This window comes from Leclercia sp. EC_58, from assembly GCF_019584355.1.
Taxonomy (GTDB): Bacteria; Pseudomonadota; Gammaproteobacteria; order Enterobacterales; family Enterobacteriaceae; genus Enterobacter.
Genome location: NZ_VDAM01000001.1, coordinates 137,472 through 155,929 on the forward strand (window position 1 = coordinate 137,472; position 18,458 = coordinate 155,929).

The 18,458-nt window shown below is 56.3% G+C and carries 12 protein-coding genes; 5 read left to right on the forward strand and 7 right to left on the reverse strand.

The window, feature by feature from the left end; genetic code table 11:
* The first annotated feature begins 277 nt into the window (after positions 1-277).
* Positions 278-640 (forward strand): 6-carboxytetrahydropterin synthase QueD, encoded by a 363-nt coding sequence (gene queD / locus FHC51_RS00710; RefSeq protein ID WP_220434699.1) that lies wholly within the window; start codon positions 278-280, stop codon positions 638-640.
* On the opposite strand, the gene FHC51_RS00715 is transcribed toward queD, so the two are convergent.
* Positions 641-2,965: a helix-turn-helix domain-containing protein gene (locus FHC51_RS00715; protein ID WP_220434700.1), complete on the reverse strand. Its 2,325-nt coding sequence runs from the start codon at positions 2,963-2,965 to the stop codon at positions 641-643.
* A 171-nt stretch (positions 2,966-3,136) separates the two neighbouring features.
* On the opposite strand from FHC51_RS00715, the gene FHC51_RS00720 reads away from it, so the two are divergent.
* Entirely contained in the window at positions 3,137-4,306 is a 1,170-nt protein-coding gene (locus FHC51_RS00720) for a M20 aminoacylase family protein (RefSeq protein ID WP_220434701.1), read from the forward strand.
* 26 nt (positions 4,307-4,332) lie between these two features.
* The gene (locus FHC51_RS00725; protein ID WP_114316903.1) at positions 4,333-5,727 is read left to right on the forward strand and encodes an MFS transporter; all 1,395 of its coding nucleotides are present in this window, start codon (positions 4,333-4,335) and stop codon (positions 5,725-5,727) included.
* A gap of 20 nt (positions 5,728-5,747) precedes the next feature.
* Here the strand turns inward: FHC51_RS00725 and queE are convergent, their stop codons facing one another.
* A complete protein-coding gene (queE, locus tag FHC51_RS00730) occupies positions 5,748-6,419 on the reverse strand; it encodes a 7-carboxy-7-deazaguanine synthase QueE (RefSeq protein ID WP_103822707.1) in 672 nt (223 codons plus the stop codon).
* 249 nt (positions 6,420-6,668) lie between these two features.
* Between queE and FHC51_RS00735 the strand changes: the two genes are divergently transcribed.
* Positions 6,669-7,883 (forward strand): glycosyltransferase, encoded by a 1,215-nt coding sequence (locus FHC51_RS00735; RefSeq protein WP_156239684.1) that lies wholly within the window; start codon positions 6,669-6,671, stop codon positions 7,881-7,883.
* Between the two features lie 56 nt (positions 7,884-7,939).
* Here the strand turns inward: FHC51_RS00735 and eno are convergent, their stop codons facing one another.
* The 5 genes from eno to rlmD all read right to left on the reverse strand — a co-directional run bounded on the left by eno (position 7,940) and on the right by rlmD (position 15,629).
* Positions 7,940-9,235: a phosphopyruvate hydratase gene (gene eno, locus FHC51_RS00740; protein WP_103822709.1), complete on the reverse strand. Its 1,296-nt coding sequence runs from the start codon at positions 9,233-9,235 to the stop codon at positions 7,940-7,942.
* 82 nt (positions 9,236-9,317) lie between these two features.
* Positions 9,318-10,955, reverse strand: a complete 1,638-nt coding sequence (gene pyrG, locus FHC51_RS00745) for a glutamine hydrolyzing CTP synthase (RefSeq protein WP_103180932.1) — start codon at positions 10,953-10,955, stop codon at positions 9,318-9,320.
* Between the two features lie 224 nt (positions 10,956-11,179).
* A complete protein-coding gene (gene mazG / locus FHC51_RS00750) occupies positions 11,180-11,971 on the reverse strand; it encodes a nucleoside triphosphate pyrophosphohydrolase (protein ID WP_220434702.1) in 792 nt (263 codons plus the stop codon).
* A 69-nt stretch (positions 11,972-12,040) separates the two neighbouring features.
* A complete protein-coding gene (gene relA / locus FHC51_RS00755) occupies positions 12,041-14,278 on the reverse strand; it encodes a GTP diphosphokinase (RefSeq protein ID WP_103822711.1) in 2,238 nt (745 codons plus the stop codon).
* 52 nt (positions 14,279-14,330) lie between these two features.
* Positions 14,331-15,629 (reverse strand): 23S rRNA (uracil(1939)-C(5))-methyltransferase RlmD, encoded by a 1,299-nt coding sequence (rlmD, locus tag FHC51_RS00760; protein WP_220434703.1) that lies wholly within the window; start codon positions 15,627-15,629, stop codon positions 14,331-14,333.
* Positions 15,630-15,686: 57 nt separating this feature from the next.
* On the opposite strand from rlmD, the gene barA reads away from it, so the two are divergent.
* Entirely contained in the window at positions 15,687-18,458 is a 2,772-nt protein-coding gene (gene barA, locus FHC51_RS00765; RefSeq protein ID WP_220434704.1) for a two-component sensor histidine kinase BarA, read from the forward strand.

The window sequence follows — 18,458 nt, forward strand, 5'->3', positions numbered from 1 at the left end:
TTTTTATCTGAAAGACAGAACAGAGTGTAAGGTTAACGGCGCGGATCATAACAATTAAAGACACGATAGAAATAATAAATAACCAAATGGACTAACCTCTTTTAGCTATTGTTCTTAACAATAAAAGTGATTAACCATCTCTTTGAAAATTAAACTAAAAAACAGCGCTAATTACGCTGTCTGGTGCCCCTGACTATAATGCCCGTTTTAGTTAATGATAAAAAATGTACTTTCCGGTACTCTACGGCGGTTTTTTCCGCATTTTTGAGAGTCCACGATGTCCACCACACTGTTTAAAGATTTCATCTTCGAAGCCGCCCACCATCTGCCTCACGTCCCGGAAGGGCATAAATGTGGTCGTCTGCACGGACACTCCTTTATGGTGCGTCTGGAGATCACGGGTGAAGTCGATCCGCATACCGGTTGGATCATGGATTTTGCCGAGCTGAAGGCCGCCTTCAAACCGACCTACGATCGCCTCGATCATTACTATCTGAACGATATTCCGGGACTTGAAAACCCGACCAGCGAAGTGCTGGCAAAATGGATCTGGAATGAGATCAAACCGCTGGTGCCGCTGCTGAGTGCGGTAATGATCAAAGAGACCTGCACCGCAGGCTGCATCTATCGCGGCGAATAATTACGTCTCATGAGAGAGCAACGGCGCGAGCTCAAAGAGCATCAGCGCGTTGCTTTCCAGCGACGCCGTAATCTGCCAGCCATCATGAAGCCGTTCATCACGCATTGACAGCGTTGGACGCGCTTTATGCTCCATCCAGCGCCACATCTCTTCGTCAGGTCCCCTTTCACTGCGCACGCCTTCAATCAAGGGGTACAGCGCGCCGTTGTGCTGATCAAACAGATGACACTTAATTCGCCACCTGCCGCTTAGCCCCTTCAGCTGAACATGGTACTGCTGGCGAAAACGCTGAATGAAAGCCTCTTCGCTGGAGAGTAACGGATTAAACACCACCGTATTGCGCAGCAGCAGTTGGTATCCGTTGTGGTGGCGCAATAGCAGAAGATTCTTTTCGTTGACCAATACCTCACCGCGCAGGCGTCGCCACAGCCAGACTACCCAATATATCGGGCGCGGCAGGCCGTGGTTGTACTGCAGCGCCAGGCTCGAGGTATCGATGGTATTGTTGGCCCGCGCTTCCCCCTGTAAGCCCGAGTTGAGCCAGAACCCGGCCAGCCACACCTGTTCCGACAGTCCGAGCAGGTTTTGCATCAGCAGTGCCCCACGAAAAAACCAGCCGTTGGTGGCCCGCGTGTTCCCGGTGAGGGTATTCCACGACAGCAGCCATACCGGAAGCGAGAGCTTTCGCTGACGAAGCGAGGTCAGGATCTGCCGGACCTTCTGCACCGGATAGTTTTCAGAGGAAGAGAGATGAGCCGGATCCAGCTGCGCCAGATCGAGAAGCTCATTGGCATCAGCCGGACAGGCCAAAAAATCGGCTTGGGTGATAAGAGTCGAGTCCAGCAGTGCTTCATCGTTATGCCCCGTGTGCCCGGGCGCAAAACGGTGCCAGACGCCGAACGTCGCCTGCGGCAGATATTCCCGCAGCGTCGCTCGCTGAGCCTGCCAGACCTGCGTTCTTGTCTCCTCGCTCGCCTGCGTTGACCAGTGCATCACAAATTGCCAGCGACCGGTAATCTCAGGCGAAAAGTGATTGACCGACTGCTGTAAGAAGCGCGCCAGCAGATCGGTGCGGGTTGTCAGGCCGGTATGCAGCAGCACCGTCCACTGTTTTTGCGCAAGCCAGCTGAAGACCTGATGAAGGTTGTACCAGCAGGCATAACCTGCCATCAGCGGATCGTCCCAGCCGCTGGCAAACAGGCGGCTACTGAGAAACGGCTCCGCGATATCAATTCCAAAAAGGGGCATCGCCTCCCCCAGCTTTTCCAGCTCCCGGCGCACATCCTCGCGCAGCAGATCGTCCAGCTCACGCACCGTCACCACCATTCGGGTATGACGCAGCGGCGCGGCGGGCTTGAGAAGATGCAGATCGAGCACTCTCTCCTGCACCGGATGCGGAGTTAATGGCAACGGCTCCCGACCGCGCGTTTCGGCTTCATTTAGCAGGCTGAAGAGCTTGTCTACCGCCACCGGATAACGCTGATCCCCATTGCCTGGACGTAGACGGGGCATCCCGGCGTGATGACGACGTTGTTTGCGATACGCTCCCGGGGCCATCTGGTGATGACGCCGGAACAGATCGCTCATCATCCGCGTACTGGCGAACCCCTGCTCCAGCGCAATCTGATGCAGCGGGCGGTTGGTCAGGCGAAGCGCGTCGGCCGCCTTCTCAAGGCGCAGGGTGGTAATGTACTGCATAAAACTGACGCCCATCTCTTTGCGAAAAAGACGGGAGAGCCAGGCTTCTGAAACAAATTCGCTTCCGGCGATTTCAGCAAGCGTAATGCGTCGGGTGTAGCTGGCGTTGATGCGTTCCACCACCCGGGCGATGCGTTTGCTTACGCCCGGATGATGTTCCCGCAGAAGCAGGCGGGCGGGTTGCTGAAACCGGCTGGTCAGCAGGAGCAGGATCTCGCTCAGCCAGCGGGTCGCCTCCAGCCGGTAGCGATGCTGATCGTTGATCAGGGTGCAGACCAGCAGTTGGCGCAGAAGATGGCGTAGCTCATCACCAGGAGGCCAGCTGCTCCCGGCTTCGGGCGGGATGGCGTAATCATGGGTAAAAAAGTCGCTACAGAGCTGCTGGATCCTGCGCCCGGAAAGCATGACACACATCGTCGTATTGCCGCTCTCGCTGGTGAGCTGCCAGCGTTGATTGCGATTAACGATCGTCAGGCTATCCGCTGTCAGGGTCATCTGCCGCTGGTCGGTGTGCAGGTCGGCGCTCCCTTCCAGCAGCCACAGCAGCGTCAGCGCGTCGTCCTCCTCCTGATGAAACTGACGAATATCCTGCACCTTCACCCAAAACTCGCTACCCCGTTGCTCCATGTGTTCCTCCAGGGAAGACAAATTATGAGGCGCTGTTTTTTGTCATAACGGAATTGTATGAAAAACAATCAGAAATAATGCGTCGCTTCACAACAAAAAAGTGCGTTTTCCGTCGCTGCGATCGGCATAAACTCGAAATTAGCATTGTTTGATAAAAAAAGGATAACAAAAATGACACATCCGATTGTTGAAGCACTGCAGGGCAACGAAGCGCAGTTTATTGAGCTGCGGCGGCATTTTCATCAGCATCCTGAGATCGGTTTTGAGGAGCAGCAAACCAGCCAGCGCGTTGCGGAACTGCTTCAGCAATGGGGATATGAGGTACATCGCGGGATGGCAAAAACCGGGGTGGTCGGCACCCTGAAAGTGGGCAACGGCAGCAAACGTCTTGGTCTTCGCGCCGACATGGATGCGTTGCCGATGCAGGAGGAGAGCGGCAAAGCGTGGAGCAGCACCGTTGAAGGCAAATTCCACGGCTGCGGTCACGACGGCCACACCACCACCCTGCTCTATGCCGCCGAGTACCTGGCGCGCACCCGCAACTTTAACGGTACGCTGCACCTGATTTTCCAGCCAGCGGAAGAGCTCCTGTATGGCGGACGGGTGATGGTCGAAGATGGCCTGTTTGAGACCTTCCCCTGCGACCATATTTTTGGCCTGCATAATATGCCGGGGCAGAAACTGGGCAAAATTGGCCTGCGCGATGGCGCCATGATGGCCTCCTCGGACACTATACACATTGAAGTTAATGGCGTGGGTGGGCACGGTGCCCTGCCGGAACATACCGTCGATGCTACGCTGGTGGCCTGCCATATTACCCTCGCTCTGCAGTCGATTGTGTCGCGCAATATCACTCCGTTTGAACCCGCCGTGGTGACGGTCGGCAGTATTCAGGCCGGTCATGCGCCCAACATCATCAATGACAAAGTTCTGATGAAACTGACCGTGCGCACCCTGAACGAAAAGGTGCGTCAAACCGTTCTGCAGCGCATCCACGATATCGCCGTTGCGCAGGCAGAGAGCTTCAACGCCACGGCCACCATCCGTCATATCAACGGCAGCCCGGTGCTCATCAATAATCCTGCGGCCAACGAGATGGTGCGTACCGTCGCCCAGGATCTGTTCGGACAGGATGCTGTGGCCGCTATCGGTTCATTCATGGGCAGTGAAGACTTCGCCTTTATGCTTGAAAAGAACCCTGATGGCTGTTACTTCACCATCGGCTCGGGCGATGAAGCGGATCGCTGCATGGTGCATAACCCGGGCTATGACTTTAACGACAAGATCCTGATCACCGGCGCCGCACTCTGGAGCGCCCTGACCGAACACTATCTGCGTTGATACCATATCCCCAGGAGGGCTGCACAATGAGTACCGTTCCCCTGACAGGCACCCCGGCTTTCGCAGGTAACGATCGACTGCTGGCGGGTATTGTTCTGAGCGTTCTGACATTCTGGTTATTTGCCCAGTCGGTGATTAACGTTGTGCCGGCCATGAAAAATAGCCTCGACATATCCCTGGAGACGCTCACGCTGGCAGTCAGTCTCAGCGCGTTATTCAGCGGCTGCTTTGTGGTTGCCAGCGGTGGCTTTGCCGATAAGTTTGGCCGCGTGCGCCTGACGGTTATCGGCCTGGTGCTGAGTATCATCGGCAGCGGCCTGCTGTTTCTGGCCCGGGAACCGGTGCTTTTCCTGCTGGGACGGGCGATCCAGGGGCTGTCGGCAGCCTGCATTATGCCCGCGACACTGGCGCTGATTAAAACCTGGTACGACGGTAAAGCGCGCCAGCGGGCGATCAGCTTCTGGGTCATTGGCTCCTGGGGCGGCAGTGGCCTGAGCTCGTTTGTTGGCGGCGCGATTGCCACCAGCCTGGGCTGGCGCTGGATTTTTGTTTTTTCCATCGCGATGGCCCTGGCTGCACTGCTGTTGATCCGCGGTACGCCGGAAAGCCGAAGCGCCAGTGCTGGTCAGCACAAGCTGGATATTGGCGGGTTGGTGAGTTTTGTCTGTATGCTGGTGCTGCTCAACCTGTTTATCAGCAAAGGGCATAGCTGGGGCTGGGGCAGCGGCCTGTCACTGACGGTGCTGGGGGCAACGATCCTCGCGGCACTCGGTTTTATCTATACCGGCCTGCGCAAAGGCGATGCGGCGCTGATTGATTTTGCGCTGTTTAAAAACCGGGCCTACAGCGCGGCGGTGCTCTCAAACTTCATGCTCAACGGCTGTATTGGCACCATGATGATCACCAGCATCTGGTTACAGCAGGGCCATCATCTGACGCCTTTGCAAACCGGAATGATGACGCTGGGGTATCTGGTGACGGTGCTCGCCATGATTCGCGTTGGAGAAAAGCTGCTTCAACGCTATGGCGCCCGCCTGCCGATGATGACCGGCCCGGTGTTGACCGCAATCGGCATCACCTTTATCTCCTGCACTTTCCTGAGCAAAGAGATCTATATCGTGACCGTCTTTTTCAGCAACGTCCTCTTTGGCCTCGGGCTGGGCTGTTATGCCACGCCATCCACAGACACGGCGGTGATGAACGCGCCAGAGAGCAAAGTTGGGGTAGCATCAGGGATCTATAAGATGGGCAGTTCGCTGGGCGGAGCAATGGGGATCGCCGTAACGGCTTCACTGTATGCCCTGCTGCTGCCGCTGGGCATGGCCAGCGCCGCCCAGTATGCGCTGCTGTTTAACAGTGCGATTTGTCTCGGTTCGGCGGTGGTGGCCTGGGCGTTATTACCCAAATTGCGGGCCCCTTAGTAACAGAGGCCGCAGGGCTATCAGGCGATGTTCAGGTATTTGTGCGTCTGCATCGACAGACGCCAGTTACGCGCAATACAAGTCTCAATACACAGACGGGTGGCATCCTCTTTCTGGCTGATGGGCTGCAGCGCAATAACGCGCTGTTTTTCGTCCGTCAGCGTTGCCAGCAGCTCGTCCAGCGCTTCGATATCGCGCGTGCGCCCGACCGGGTGTTTGATCTCATCGGCACGCTCCAGCGCCTGGGAGAGGATGTCGTAGCCGCCGCGCATATTTACTTTTGGTGATACCGTCACCCAGGTGGTGTGGGAGCAGCGCACTTCATGGGTGCCGCTGGTCTCAATCTGGCAGCTAAAGCCGTTCTTCTCCAGCAGCATGGTAAGCGGCATTAAGTCATGAATGCAGGGTTCGCCGCCGGTGATCACCACGTGGCGCGCGGTCCAGCCCTGGCGGCCAATGATCGCCAGCAGATCTTCCGGATTGGCTGCGCCCCATTTGTCGCTCTCTTTGGTTTTGGCCAGGATGCTAAACAGCGACACTTCCCGATCCGCGAGCTTATCCCAGGTATGTTTGGTGTCGCACCAGGCACAGCCAACCGGGCATCCCTGCAGACGAATAAAAATAGCGGGAACGCCGGTGAAGTAACCCTCGCCTTGCAGGGTCTGGAACATCTCGTTAATCGGGTACTGCATAGTTATCTCTGGTCAGATTTACGGGGGGGCATTATTGCAGATCGCACATAATCAGGCAAAACAACCCCGGCCACGATTTTATTCCTGTCAGTTTAAGGATAGCCAAGCTAACAGCCTTAGGGTGGAAAGCCGTTCAGAAGGCAATGTTAAAAACATTAAAACTTACGCTACGCTTTTAAGATATCGCTCACCCGGCTGTCGACGTTAACCCCTTTGACTGAGTAGCCATCAGAATACTGGACAAGCAGAATGAGCCATTTTGCGGTAATAACGCTACCGTTATACAGCCATATGCGCGCTATGGAAGCACTGGCAAAACACCTTATCGTGCGCGGCCATCGGGTCACTTTTTTTCAGCAGGAAGAGGCTCGCACGCTGCTCAGGGAACCGCAGGCGCGCTTCATCGCCGTGGGACACCCGACGCCGTCTGCGATGCACGAGCCAGGTTTTTTCCGCCTGATATCAGATATGGCAAGCGTTACCGATATGCTGTGCCGCGAACTGCCTCTCGCCTTCCGACAGCACAATATTGACGCCGTGATTGTTGATCAGATGGAGCCGGCAGGAGGGCTGGTTGCACAAGCGCTCAACCTGCCCTTTATCTCCATCTGCTGCGCCCTGCCGGTAAACCGGGATAACACCATCCCCTTGCCGGTGATGCCTTTTCGCTATGGCACCAGCAATCGCAGCCGGAAATTATACGCTTCCAGTGCGGATGTGTATGACTGGCTGATGTCGAGACAGGGGCGAGTGATTGCCCGTCATGCCCGGGCGTTTGGTCTGTCCTCGCGCAACAGGCTGGATCAATGCCTGTCGCCGTTGGCGCAAATCAGCCAGACCATCCCAGGCTTTGATTTTCCACGCACCTTGCCCGCCTGCTTCCATGCGGTAGGTCCGCTACGCTACGATCCGCCAACGGTCTCTTCCGGCAATAAGAAGCCGTTTGTTTTTGCGTCATTAGGTACGCTCCAGGGCTACCGCTACGGGCTGTTCCGCACAATTGCCCGCGCCTGCCGACAGGCTGGTGTGCCCTTGCTTATTGCCCACTGTGACAGACTGAATGCAAGTCAAACCGCCCGGCTGGCACGTGCCGGGGCGAAAACCGTAGGATTTACCGATCAGCTGGCGGTATTGCGCGATGCCAGCGCCGTCATCACCCACGCTGGGCTGAATACGGTTATGGATGCCATCGCCACCGCCACGCCGATCCTCGCCGTGCCTCTGGCGTTTGATCAGCCGGGCGTCGCCGCCCGAGTGGTCTTCAGCGGCATTGGCCTTAAGGCCTGCCGTTTTTCGCCGAGCCGCACGCTCAGCCAGCATCTTCTCGACCTGCTGGAAAATAAGCAGTACACGCAGCGCATCACCGCCCTCCAGACTCAGCTGATTAACGCCGGAGGGGCAGCGCGGGCTGCCGAAATTATTGAACAGGCGGTATGCACACGTCATAGCGTACCGACGGTGTGATGATAAAAAAAAACCCGCCGAAGCGGGTTTTTCTAAAGATGAAGGTTCAGCGTGAATTACTGACCTTTGATCTCTTTACGACCGTTGTAAGGTGCTTTTTCGCCCAGCGCTTCTTCGATACGAATCAGCTGGTTGTATTTAGCAACACGGTCAGAACGGCTCATAGAACCAGTTTTGATCTGGCCAGCAGCGGTACCAACAGCCAGGTCAGCGATGGTCGCGTCTTCAGTTTCGCCTGAACGGTGAGAGATAACGGCAGTGTAACCAGCGTCTTTCGCCATTTTGATCGCAGCCAGAGTTTCGGTCAGAGAACCGATCTGGTTGAATTTGATCAGGATGGAGTTAGCGATGCCTTTCTCGATACCTTCTTTCAGGATTTTGGTGTTGGTTACGAACAGGTCGTCACCAACCAGCTGGATTTTGTCGCCCAGTACTTTAGTCTGGTATGCGAAACCATCCCAGTCAGACTCGTCCAGACCATCTTCGATGGAGACGATTGGGTACTGTTTGGTCAGCTCTTCCAGGAAGTGAGTGAACTCTTCGGAAGTGAACGCTTTGTTGCCTTCGCCAGCCAGAACGTATTTACCGTCTTTGTAGAATTCAGATGCTGCGCAGTCCATCGCCAGGGTGATGTCGGTGCCCAGCTCGTAGCCTGCTGCTTTAACTGCTTCAGCGATTACGGCCAGTGCTTCGGCGTTAGAACCCAGGTTAGGTGCATAACCACCTTCGTCACCAACAGCGGTGTTCATGCCTTTGGCTTTCAGAACTTTTGCCAGGTGATGGAAAACTTCAGAACCCATACGGATGGCTTCTTTAACAGTTTTCGCGCCAACCGGCTGAATCATGAATTCCTGGATGTCGACGTTGTTGTCAGCGTGCTCACCGCCGTTGATGATGTTCATCATCGGAACTGGCATGGAGTATTTGCCTGGAGTGCCGTTCAGTTCAGCAATGTGTTCGAACAGTGGCTGACCTTTAGAAGCTGCTGCTGCTTTGGCGTTTGCCAGGGAAACAGCCAGGATTGCGTTCGCACCGAAGTTAGATTTGTTTTCAGTACCGTCCAGATCGATCATGATCTTGTCAATGCCAGCCTGATCTTTGGCATCTTTGCCAAGGATTGCCTGAGCAATAGGACCGTTTACTGCGCCAACCGCTTTGGTTACGCCTTTGCCCAGGAAGCGGGATTTGTCGCCATCGCGCAGTTCCAGCGCTTCGCGGGAACCAGTAGAAGCACCTGACGGCGCAGCAGCCATACCTACGAAACCACCTTCCAGGTGTACTTCGGCTTCAACAGTCGGGTTACCACGGGAGTCGATGATTTCACGACCGATGACTTTAACGATTTTGGACATTAGATTTTCCTCAGTACAAGTTAAACTAAAACTCCAGACAAACAGCGCGTACCCTTGGTACGCGCTGCCGTTCTAACTTTTCTTACTTCGCCTGACGCTTCTGGAACTCCGTCGCGGCTTTTACAAAGCCAGCAAACAGCGGATGTCCATCACGCGGCGTAGAAGTAAATTCCGGGTGGAACTGGCAGGCAACGAACCACGGGTGGTTCGGCACTTCGATGATCTCGACCAACTGATCATCCCCGGAGCGGCCCGCAATACGCAGACCCGCAGCTTCAATTTGTTTCAACAGCAGGTTGTTCACTTCATAACGGTGACGATGGCGTTCAGTGATGACTGGCGCACCGTACATCTGGCGTACCAGGCTGTCATCAGAGAGCTGGCAAGCCTGAGAACCCAGACGCATCGTGCCACCCAGATCGCTTTTCTCGGTACGGACTTCGACGTTACCTTCTTCGTCGCGCCATTCGGTAATCAGCGCCACAACAGGGTACTTACAGTCTGGCACAAATTCCGTAGAGTTCGCGTTTTCCATGCCCACCACATTACGGGCAAATTCAATCAGTGCAACCTGCATACCCAGGCAAATGCCGAGGTAAGGAATATTGTTTTCACGCGCATAGCGTGCGGTAGCGATCTTGCCTTCAACGCCACGGTAGCCGAAGCCGCCAGGGATCAGAATAGCATCCAGATCTTTCAGAATTTCTACACCGCGGGTTTCAACATCCTGCGAATCGATCAGCTTGATGTTGACGGTTACGCGGTTTTTCAGGCCACCGTGTTTCAGCGCTTCGATAACGGACTTATAGGCGTCCGGCAGTTCGATGTACTTGCCGACCATACCGATAGTCACTTCACCCGCCGGGTTCGCTTCTTCGTAAATAACCTGTTCCCATTCAGACAGGTTAGCTTCCGGACAGTTCAAGCTGAATCGTTTACAAATATAATCGTCCAGGCCCTGTGATTTCAACAGGCCCGGAATTTTATAAATGGAATCGACATCTTTCATTGAAATAACGGCTTTTTCTGGCACGTTACAGAACAATGCAATTTTTGCACGTTCGTTGGCCGGAACCGCACGATCGGAGCGACAGACCAGAATATCTGGCTGAATACCGATGGAGAGCAGCTCTTTAACGGAGTGCTGAGTCGGTTTGGTTTTCACTTCACCTGCGGCTGCCATGTACGGCACCAGAGTCAGGTGCATGAACAGCGCGTGTTCGCGACCAATGTCCACCGCCAGCTGACGGATCGCTTCCAGGAACGGCAGGGATTCGATATCGCCTACGGTACCGCCGATTTCTACCAGCACGACGTCGTGGCCTTCGCCACCGGCAATGATGCGCTCTTTAATGGCGTTGGTGATGTGTGGGATAACCTGAACGGTTGCGCCCAGGTAGTCACCGCGACGCTCTTTACGCAGAACGTCGGAGTAGATACGGCCAGTCGTAAAGTTGTTACGGCGGGTCATTTTGGTGCGAATGAAGCGCTCGTAGTGACCCAGGTCCAGGTCGGTTTCAGCGCCGTCTTCAGTAACGAACACTTCCCCGTGTTGGATCGGGCTCATGGTACCTGGATCGACGTTGATGTACGGATCCAGCTTCATCATGGTCACATTGAGGCCACGGGCTTCAAGAATGGCTGCGAGGGAGGCTGCGGCAATGCCTTTACCCAGAGAGGATACAACCCCGCCGGTCACAAAAATATAGTTCGTTGTCATGCTGAACCTGAGAAGTTAGGGTGAAACGATGGAATAACCAGGACGGGAAAGTAGTATACCCGAACACGGCGAGCGCCACAAACTTTCATTCTCCGTCTCCTGTCTCAGGCTTTGACTCATATTGGGAGTGAGAAAATAGCCCCTTTTGGGTAAATGTTTTTGACGCAAATCAAGCGCTTGTCATTTAAAAAATCACACAAATTGCGCTTGATTGCAAAAACCCGTTAGAGATCAGATTCCTGGCGTTTTACTTCCTGCCAGACTTCTTCCATCGCCTCGAGGTCCACGCCGGTCATTTCCAGGCCGCGCGCCGCGATAATGCGCTCCACTTCCCGGAAGCGGCGCTCGAATTTGAGGTTCGCTTTCTGCAGCGCCACTTCGGCTTTGACGCCCAGATGACGGGAAAGATTGACGGTGGCAAACAGCAGATCGCCCATCTCCTCTTCAAGCTTCTCCTGATCCACTACCGCCTGCTGCGCTTCGTGCATCACCTCGTCAATCTCTTCATGCACCTTGTCGAGCACCGGGCCTAAGGATGTCCAGTCAAACCCCACCGTCGAGCAGCGTTTCTGAATCTTGTGCGCGCGCATCAGCGCCGGCAGGCTTAACGGAATATCGTCCAGCGCGGAATGTTGCGATTTTTCAGCCCGTTCCGCGCTTTTAATCTGTTCCCAGCGGGCCAGAACCTCGGTACTGTTTTCGGCGGTGGCATCACCAAAGATGTGCGGATGGCGGCGCTCCAGCTTGTCGCTGATGGCGGCGCAGATATCATTGAAATCAAACCGCCCCTCTTCCTGGGCCATCTGCGCATAGAACACCACCTGGAACAGCAGGTCACCCAGCTCGCCACGCAGATCGTCAAAATCTTCCCGGGAGATGGCGTCCAGCACCTCGTAGGTCTCTTCCAGAGTGTAGGGGGCGATGGTGGCGAAAGTCTGCTCTTTGTCCCACGGACAGCCGTTTTCCGGGTCGCGCAGACGTTGCATAATGCCGAGCAGGCGGTCGATTTGGGTCATAGTTTTGTCCTGATAAAAAAATGCCGGGTGGCGGCTTGCGCCTTACCCGGCCTACAAAAGAAGGTGCGATTATCCGCCGTGCAGACGACGGGCGTCGATCACATCCGGTACCTGGTTCAGCTTGCCGAGCACGCGGCCCAGCACCTGCAGGTTATAGATTTCGATGGTCATATCAATGGTGGCGAGCTGCTGGCGCGTATCGCTGCGGCTGGCGACGCCCAGCACGTTCACCTTCTCGTTCGCCAGAATGGTGGTGATATCGCGCAGCAGGCCGCTGCGATCGTTGGCTGAGACTCGTACCACCAGTGAATAACCGGCGGAATAACTCTCGCCCCACACCGCATCCACGATGCGTTCCGGCGCGTGGGACTGTAAATCGTCCAGCTGATCGCAGTCCGCACGGTGAATGGAGATCCCGCGCCCCTGGGTGATAAAGCCGACAATCTCATCCCCCGGGATTGGCTGGCAGCAGCGGGCAATATGGTGCATCAGGTTGCCAACGCCCTCCACCACCACTCTGCCTTTGTCCTTTTCTTTGCCACGGTGCGAGGGGGCGTAGCTCTTCTGCTGAAGCTGCTTCAGCGCCGCCGCATCTTGCTCTTCCGCGCTCGGTTTGTTGAATTGTGCCTGCAGGAAATTCACCATCTGGTTAAGGCGAATATCCCCACCGCCAATGGCGGCCAGCAGCTCATCCAGCTCGTTAAAGTTGTAGCGCGGCAGGAGGAATTTCTCTGCCTCTTTCAGGTGGATGCCTAAATGCTCCAGCTCATCGTCAAGGATCTGGCGTCCGGCAAGAATATTCTTGTCGCGATCCTGCTTGCGGAACCAGGCATGAATTTTTGAGCGCCCGCGGCTGGTGGTGACATAGCCGAGGTTCGGGTTCAGCCAGTCGCGGCTCGGGTTCGGCTGTTTCTGGGTGATGATCTCAATCTGGTCGCCCATCTGCAGCTGATAGGTGAACGGCACGATACGCCCGCCGATTTTGGCGCCGATGCAGCGATGCCCCACATCGCTATGGATATGGTAGGCGAAGTCGAGCGGCGTTGAGCCTGCCGGCAGGTCAACCACGTCGCCTTTCGGCGTAAAGACGTAGACCCGGTCGTCAAAGACCTGGCTGCGCAATTCGTCGAGCATTTCACCGGAGTCGGCCATCTCCTCCTGCCACGCAATCAGCTTACGCAGCCAGGCGATACGATCTTCGTGGCCGGAGCGCGCCCCGCTTGTGGGCCCCTCTTTATACTTCCAGTGCGCGGCGACGCCCAGCTCGGACTCTTCATGCATCTGCTTGGTACGGATCTGGATTTCGACGGTTTTGCCGCCCGGCCCCAGCACCACGGTATGGATAGACTGGTAGCCGTTCGGTTTCGGATTGGCGACATAGTCGTCAAACTCATCCGGCAGGTGGCGGTAATGGGTGTGGACAATCCCCAGCGCGGCGTAGCAGTCCTGCAGCCGCTCGGCGACGATACGCACGGCGCGCACATCAAACAGCTCGTCAAAGGCGAGGTGCTTTTTCTGCATTTTGCGCCAGATGCTGTAGATATGCTTCGGACGGCCATAGACTTCGGCCTTCACGCCCTCTTCTTTCATCGACTTACGTAAGCCGCCGACAAACTCATCGATGTAGTGTTCCCGATCGATACGGCGCTCGTGCAGCAGCTTAGCAATGCGTTTGTATTCCGCCGGGTGCAGGTAGCGGAAGCAGTAATCCTCCAGCTCCCATTTCAGCTGGCCGATGCCCAGACGGTTCGCCAGCGGGGCATAGATGTTGGTGCACTCTTTCGCCGCCAGCACGCGTTCGTCTTCCGGCGCGTCTTTGACTTCCCGCAGATGGGCAACGCGTTCGGCAAGCTTAATGACCACGCAGCGGAAATCATCCACCATCGCCAGCAGCATACGGCGAACGTTATCCACCTGTTCAGAAGAGACCGAATCGGTGTGGGTGGCTTTCAGCTGACGGATGGCGGCCATATCGCGCACGCCGTGGATCAGCGCCACGATCGATTTCCCGACGCTTTCGCGCAGCACCTCTTCTGTGACCACCTCGGCGTCGGCCAGCGGGAAGAGCATAGCCGCACGGAGGGTGTCGATATCCATACTCAGCATGGAGAGGATCTCAACCATCTCTACGCCGCGCCACAGCAGCAGCTCGGCATCGGGATGCCCCTGTGTGGTGCGCAGACAGTAGGCCCATGTTTCGGTTAAGCGTTCACACGACTGCTGGCTGGCGATCCCCAGACTTGCGATCCATTTTTGTGGGTCAAACTCACCAGCTTTATTGAGATGTGCACTTCTTACCGCAACCATTGTCCTCTCCTTTAGGGACCCCTGCCTGTCGAATTCGACAAGCCGAAACTCATCAATTGTGTTCAAACAACGCCATTGATTCCAGATGCCCAGTGTGCGGGAACATATCAAGCATTGCCAGACGCTGAATCTGGTAACCCGCCGCTAATAACGCCTCGCTATCGCGGGCAAGCGTCGCCGGATTACAGGAAACATAGACCACACGTTTGGGGGCCAGTTTAATAATATGCTGCATCACGCCTGGCGCGCCCGCGCGTGCCGGATCAAGCAGGATTTTATCGAAACCGTGCGCCGCCCATGGCTGCTGTGTAACATCCTCTTCCAGATTCTCGTGAAAAAATGTCACGTTTTGCAGCGCATTGTGAACAGCGTTATCGCGCCCCTTTTCCACCAGCGCCGCCACCCCTTCAACGCCGACCACGCTTCGTGCCCGTTTTGCCAGCGGCAGGGTAAAGTTGCCCATCCCGCAAAACAGGTCGAGCACCCGGTCCTCCGGCTGAATATCCAGCCACGCCAGCGCAGTCGCGACCATCTGCTGGTTAACGCCGTCATTAACCTGGATGAAGTCGCGCGGGCTGAACGTTAAGCGTAGCCCGTCTGAATCATACCAGGGCGTTTCCCCGCTCAGTTGCTCAAGTATCTCGCTTTGCGGGGCGAGATAAAGGTCAAGCTCATGGGAATGCGAAAAGCGTTCCAGTTTTTCGCGATCTTTGGCCGAAAGCGGTGCAGTATGGCGCAGCACCATCAGCGGGCCGCTGTTCGCCAGCACCAGTTCAACGTGCCCAAGATGACGTACGCCCTGCAGGTCAGAGAGGCATTTGCGCACTTCTGGCAGCAATGCCTCAAGACGGGGCACCAGAATGGGGCACTCTCTGACATCAACGATGTCGCTGGAGTTGGCCTTGCGAAAGCCCATCTCCAGACGGGCGGTTTTCGGCTGATAATTGAGGCTCAGACGCGCCCGGCGGCGGTAGCCCCAGGGTTTATCTGCGATCACCTCATCGACGTCGTGCTTCAGCAAACGCGCCAGGGCGTTGCTTTTGCTGCGCTCCTGCAGCACGACGCTGGCGTGCTGCTGTTGGCAGCCGCCGCAGACGCCAAAGTGCGGGCAGCGGGGCGTTTCGCGTTCCGGGCTATCATTAAGACGGCGCTTTACCTGTCCGCGAGCGTACTGACGTTTCTCTTCCGTCAGGGTGATTTCCGCACGCTCCTGGGGCAGCAGGCCGGGAATAAATACGGTCTTGCCCTCGTGGCGCGCCACCCCCTGTCCGAACGGATCGAGGTCTGTCACTTCAACAGTTATGATCTGACGCGTCGTCACGCGTCGCTTTGCAGAGTAGAATTGCGCCATCGCCGGGAATTTTCTCAAATGAACATATTGACTCTAATTGTCCCATAACGGAACTCCATGACCAACTACAGCCTGCGTGCGCGCATGATGATTTTGATCCTCGCCCCTACCGTACTCATTGGTTTACTGCTGAGTACCTTCTTCGTGGTGCACCGTTATAACGACCTGCAACGTCAGCTCGAGGACGCCGGTGCCAGCATTATTGAGCCGCTCGCGGTCTCCAGCGAGTACGGCATGAACCTGCAAAATCGCGAGCCCATCGGCCAGCTCATCAGCATTCTGCACCGTCGGCATTCGGACATTGTGCGGGCGATTTCAGTGTATGACCAAAATAATCACCTGTTCGTGACCTCCAATATTCAGCTTGATCCGGACACCCTGAAGCTGCCGGATGGTACGGCGTTTCCAAAGCGGCTGAGCGTGATCCGCCAGGGTGAAAAAATGATCCTGCGCACCCCCATTATTTCGGAAAGCTATTCACCGGATGAATCTCCCGCGTCGGACGCTAAGCCCAATAACAACTTGCTGGGATATGTGGCGCTGGAGCTGGATCTCAAGTCCGTGCGGCTACAACAGTACCGGGAGATCTTTATCTCCACGGTGATGATGCTGTTTTGTATCGGCATTGCGCTGATCTTCGGCTGGCGTCTGATGCGGGATGTAACCAGCCCCATCCGCAACATGGTGAATACCGTCGACCGGATCCGCCGGGGCCAGCTCGACAGCCGCGTCGAAGGCTTTATGCTCGGCGAGCTGGATATGCTGAAAAATGGCATCAACTCGATGGCCATGTCGCTGGCGGCATACCATGAGGAGATGCAGCATAACGTCGATCAGGCCACTTCCGACCTGCGCGAAACGCTGGAGCAGATGGAGATCCAGAACGTTGAGCTGGATCTGGCTAAAAAACGCGCCCAGGAGGCGGCACGCATCAAGTCGGAGTTCCTGGCGAATATGTCCCACGAACTGCGCACCCCGCTGAATGGGGTGATTGGCTTTACCCGCCTGACCCTGAAAACCGAGCTCAACCCGACCCAGCGTGACCACCTGCATACCATTGAACGCTCCGCCAACAACCTGCTGGCGATCATCAATGACGTGCTGGACTTCTCCAAGCTCGAGGCAGGCAAGCTGATTCTGGAGAGTATTCCGTTCCCGCTGCGTAACACCCTGGATGAGGTGGTCACCTTGCTGGCGCACTCCTCCCACGACAAGGGGCTGGAGCTTACGCTGAACATTAAAAATGATGTGCCGGACAACGTCATTGGCGATCCGCTGCGCCTGCAACAGGTGATCACCAACCTGGTGGGTAACGCCATTAAGTTCACCGAGAGCGGGAACATCGACGTCCTGGTCGAAAAACGCTCCATCAGCAATACCAAAGTGCAGATTGAGGTGCAGATCCGCGACACGGGGATCGGTATTCCTGAGCGCGATCAGTCCCGGCTGTTCCAGGCCTTCCGCCAGGCCGACGCCAGCATTTCCCGCCGCCACGGCGGTACCGGGCTGGGGCTGGTCATCACGCAAAAACTGGTTAATGAGATGGGGGGCGATATCTCCTTCCACAGCCAGCCTAACCGGGGCTCGACCTTCTGGTTCCATATCAACCTCGACCTGAACCCGAACGTGCTCACCGATCGTCTGGCCATGGATTGTCTGCAGGGTAAACGGCTGGCGTACGTGGAGCCCAATACCGCCGCCGCGCAAAGCACCCTCGATGTGTTAAGCACGACACCGCTGGAGGTGGTCTACAGTCCGAACTTCTCCACGCTGCCGGTTGACCATTACGACATCCTGCTGCTGGGGATCCCGGTGACCTTTACCGGCGATCTGACCATGCAGGAGGAGCGGCTGGCGAAAGCGGCCTCGATGACCGATTACCTGCTGCTGGCTCTGCCCTGCCATGCCCAGATCAACGCCGAGGAGCTAAAACATGACGGGGCAGCCGCCTGCCTGCTGAAACCGCTGACGGCCACCCGCCTGTTGCCAACGCTGACGGAATATTGCCGTCTGAACCATCACATCGCACCGATTACCAGCGATGAGAGCAAACTGCCGATGACCGTGATGGCGGTGGATGACAACCCCGCCAACCTCAAGCTGATCGGGGCGCTGCTGGAAGATCAGGTTCAGCATGTCGAACTGTGCGAGAGCGGTTTGCAGGCCGTGGAGCGAGCGAAGGAGAAGCCGTTTGACCTGATCATGATGGATATCCAGATGCCCGGTATGGACGGCATCCGCGCCTGTGAACTGATTCGCCAGCTTCCCCATCAGCAGCAAACCCCGGTGATTGCCGTGACGGCGCATGCGATGGCGGGGCAAAAGGAGAAGCTGCTGAGCGCCGGGATGAACGACTATCTGGCGAAGCCGATTGAAGAAGAGAAACTGCACAGCCTGCTGCTGCGCTACAAACCCGGCCCTACCACAGGTCACTGGCTCCCCGCACCGGAGGTCCCGCCGGCGGTCCCGGAGATCGTAGTTAACGGCAGTGTCACCCTCGACTGGCAGCTGGCGCTGCGTCAGGCGGCGGGCAAAAACGACCTCGCGCGGGAGATTCTGCAGATGCTGGTCGCATTCCTGCCGGAGATCCGCAATAAAGTGGAAGAGCAGCTGGTGGGAGAAAACCCGGAAGATCTGGTCGGGGCGATCCACAAGCTGCACGGCAGCTGCGGGTACAGCGGGGTGCCGCGTCTTAAGAATCTCTGTCAGCTGCTGGAGCAGCAGTTACGTTCCGGCACGCCGGAAAGCGAGCTGGAGCCGGAGTTCCTGGAGTTGCTGGATGAGATGGATAACGTCACGCGGGAAGCGATGAAGGTGCTGGGGTCGTAA

Coding starts and splice junctions, on each gene's coding strand:
- queD (WP_220434699.1), top strand. CDS start 278: ATGTCCACCACACTGTTTAAAGATTTCATCTTCGAAGCCGCCCACCAT.
- FHC51_RS00715 (WP_220434700.1), bottom strand. CDS start 2,965: ATGGAGCAACGGGGTAGCGAGTTTTGGGTGAAGGTGCAGGATATTCGT.
- FHC51_RS00720 (WP_220434701.1), top strand. CDS start 3,137: ATGACACATCCGATTGTTGAAGCACTGCAGGGCAACGAAGCGCAGTTT.
- FHC51_RS00725 (WP_114316903.1), top strand. CDS start 4,333: ATGAGTACCGTTCCCCTGACAGGCACCCCGGCTTTCGCAGGTAACGAT.
- queE (WP_103822707.1), bottom strand. CDS start 6,419: ATGCAGTACCCGATTAACGAGATGTTCCAGACCCTGCAAGGCGAGGGT.
- FHC51_RS00735 (WP_156239684.1), top strand. CDS start 6,669: ATGAGCCATTTTGCGGTAATAACGCTACCGTTATACAGCCATATGCGC.
- eno (WP_103822709.1), bottom strand. CDS start 9,235: ATGTCCAAAATCGTTAAAGTCATCGGTCGTGAAATCATCGACTCCCGT.
- pyrG (WP_103180932.1), bottom strand. CDS start 10,955: ATGACAACGAACTATATTTTTGTGACCGGCGGGGTTGTATCCTCTCTG.
- mazG (WP_220434702.1), bottom strand. CDS start 11,971: ATGACCCAAATCGACCGCCTGCTCGGCATTATGCAACGTCTGCGCGAC.
- relA (WP_103822711.1), bottom strand. CDS start 14,278: ATGGTTGCGGTAAGAAGTGCACATCTCAATAAAGCTGGTGAGTTTGAC.
- rlmD (WP_220434703.1), bottom strand. CDS start 15,629: ATGGCGCAATTCTACTCTGCAAAGCGACGCGTGACGACGCGTCAGATC.
- barA (WP_220434704.1), top strand. CDS start 15,687: ATGACCAACTACAGCCTGCGTGCGCGCATGATGATTTTGATCCTCGCC.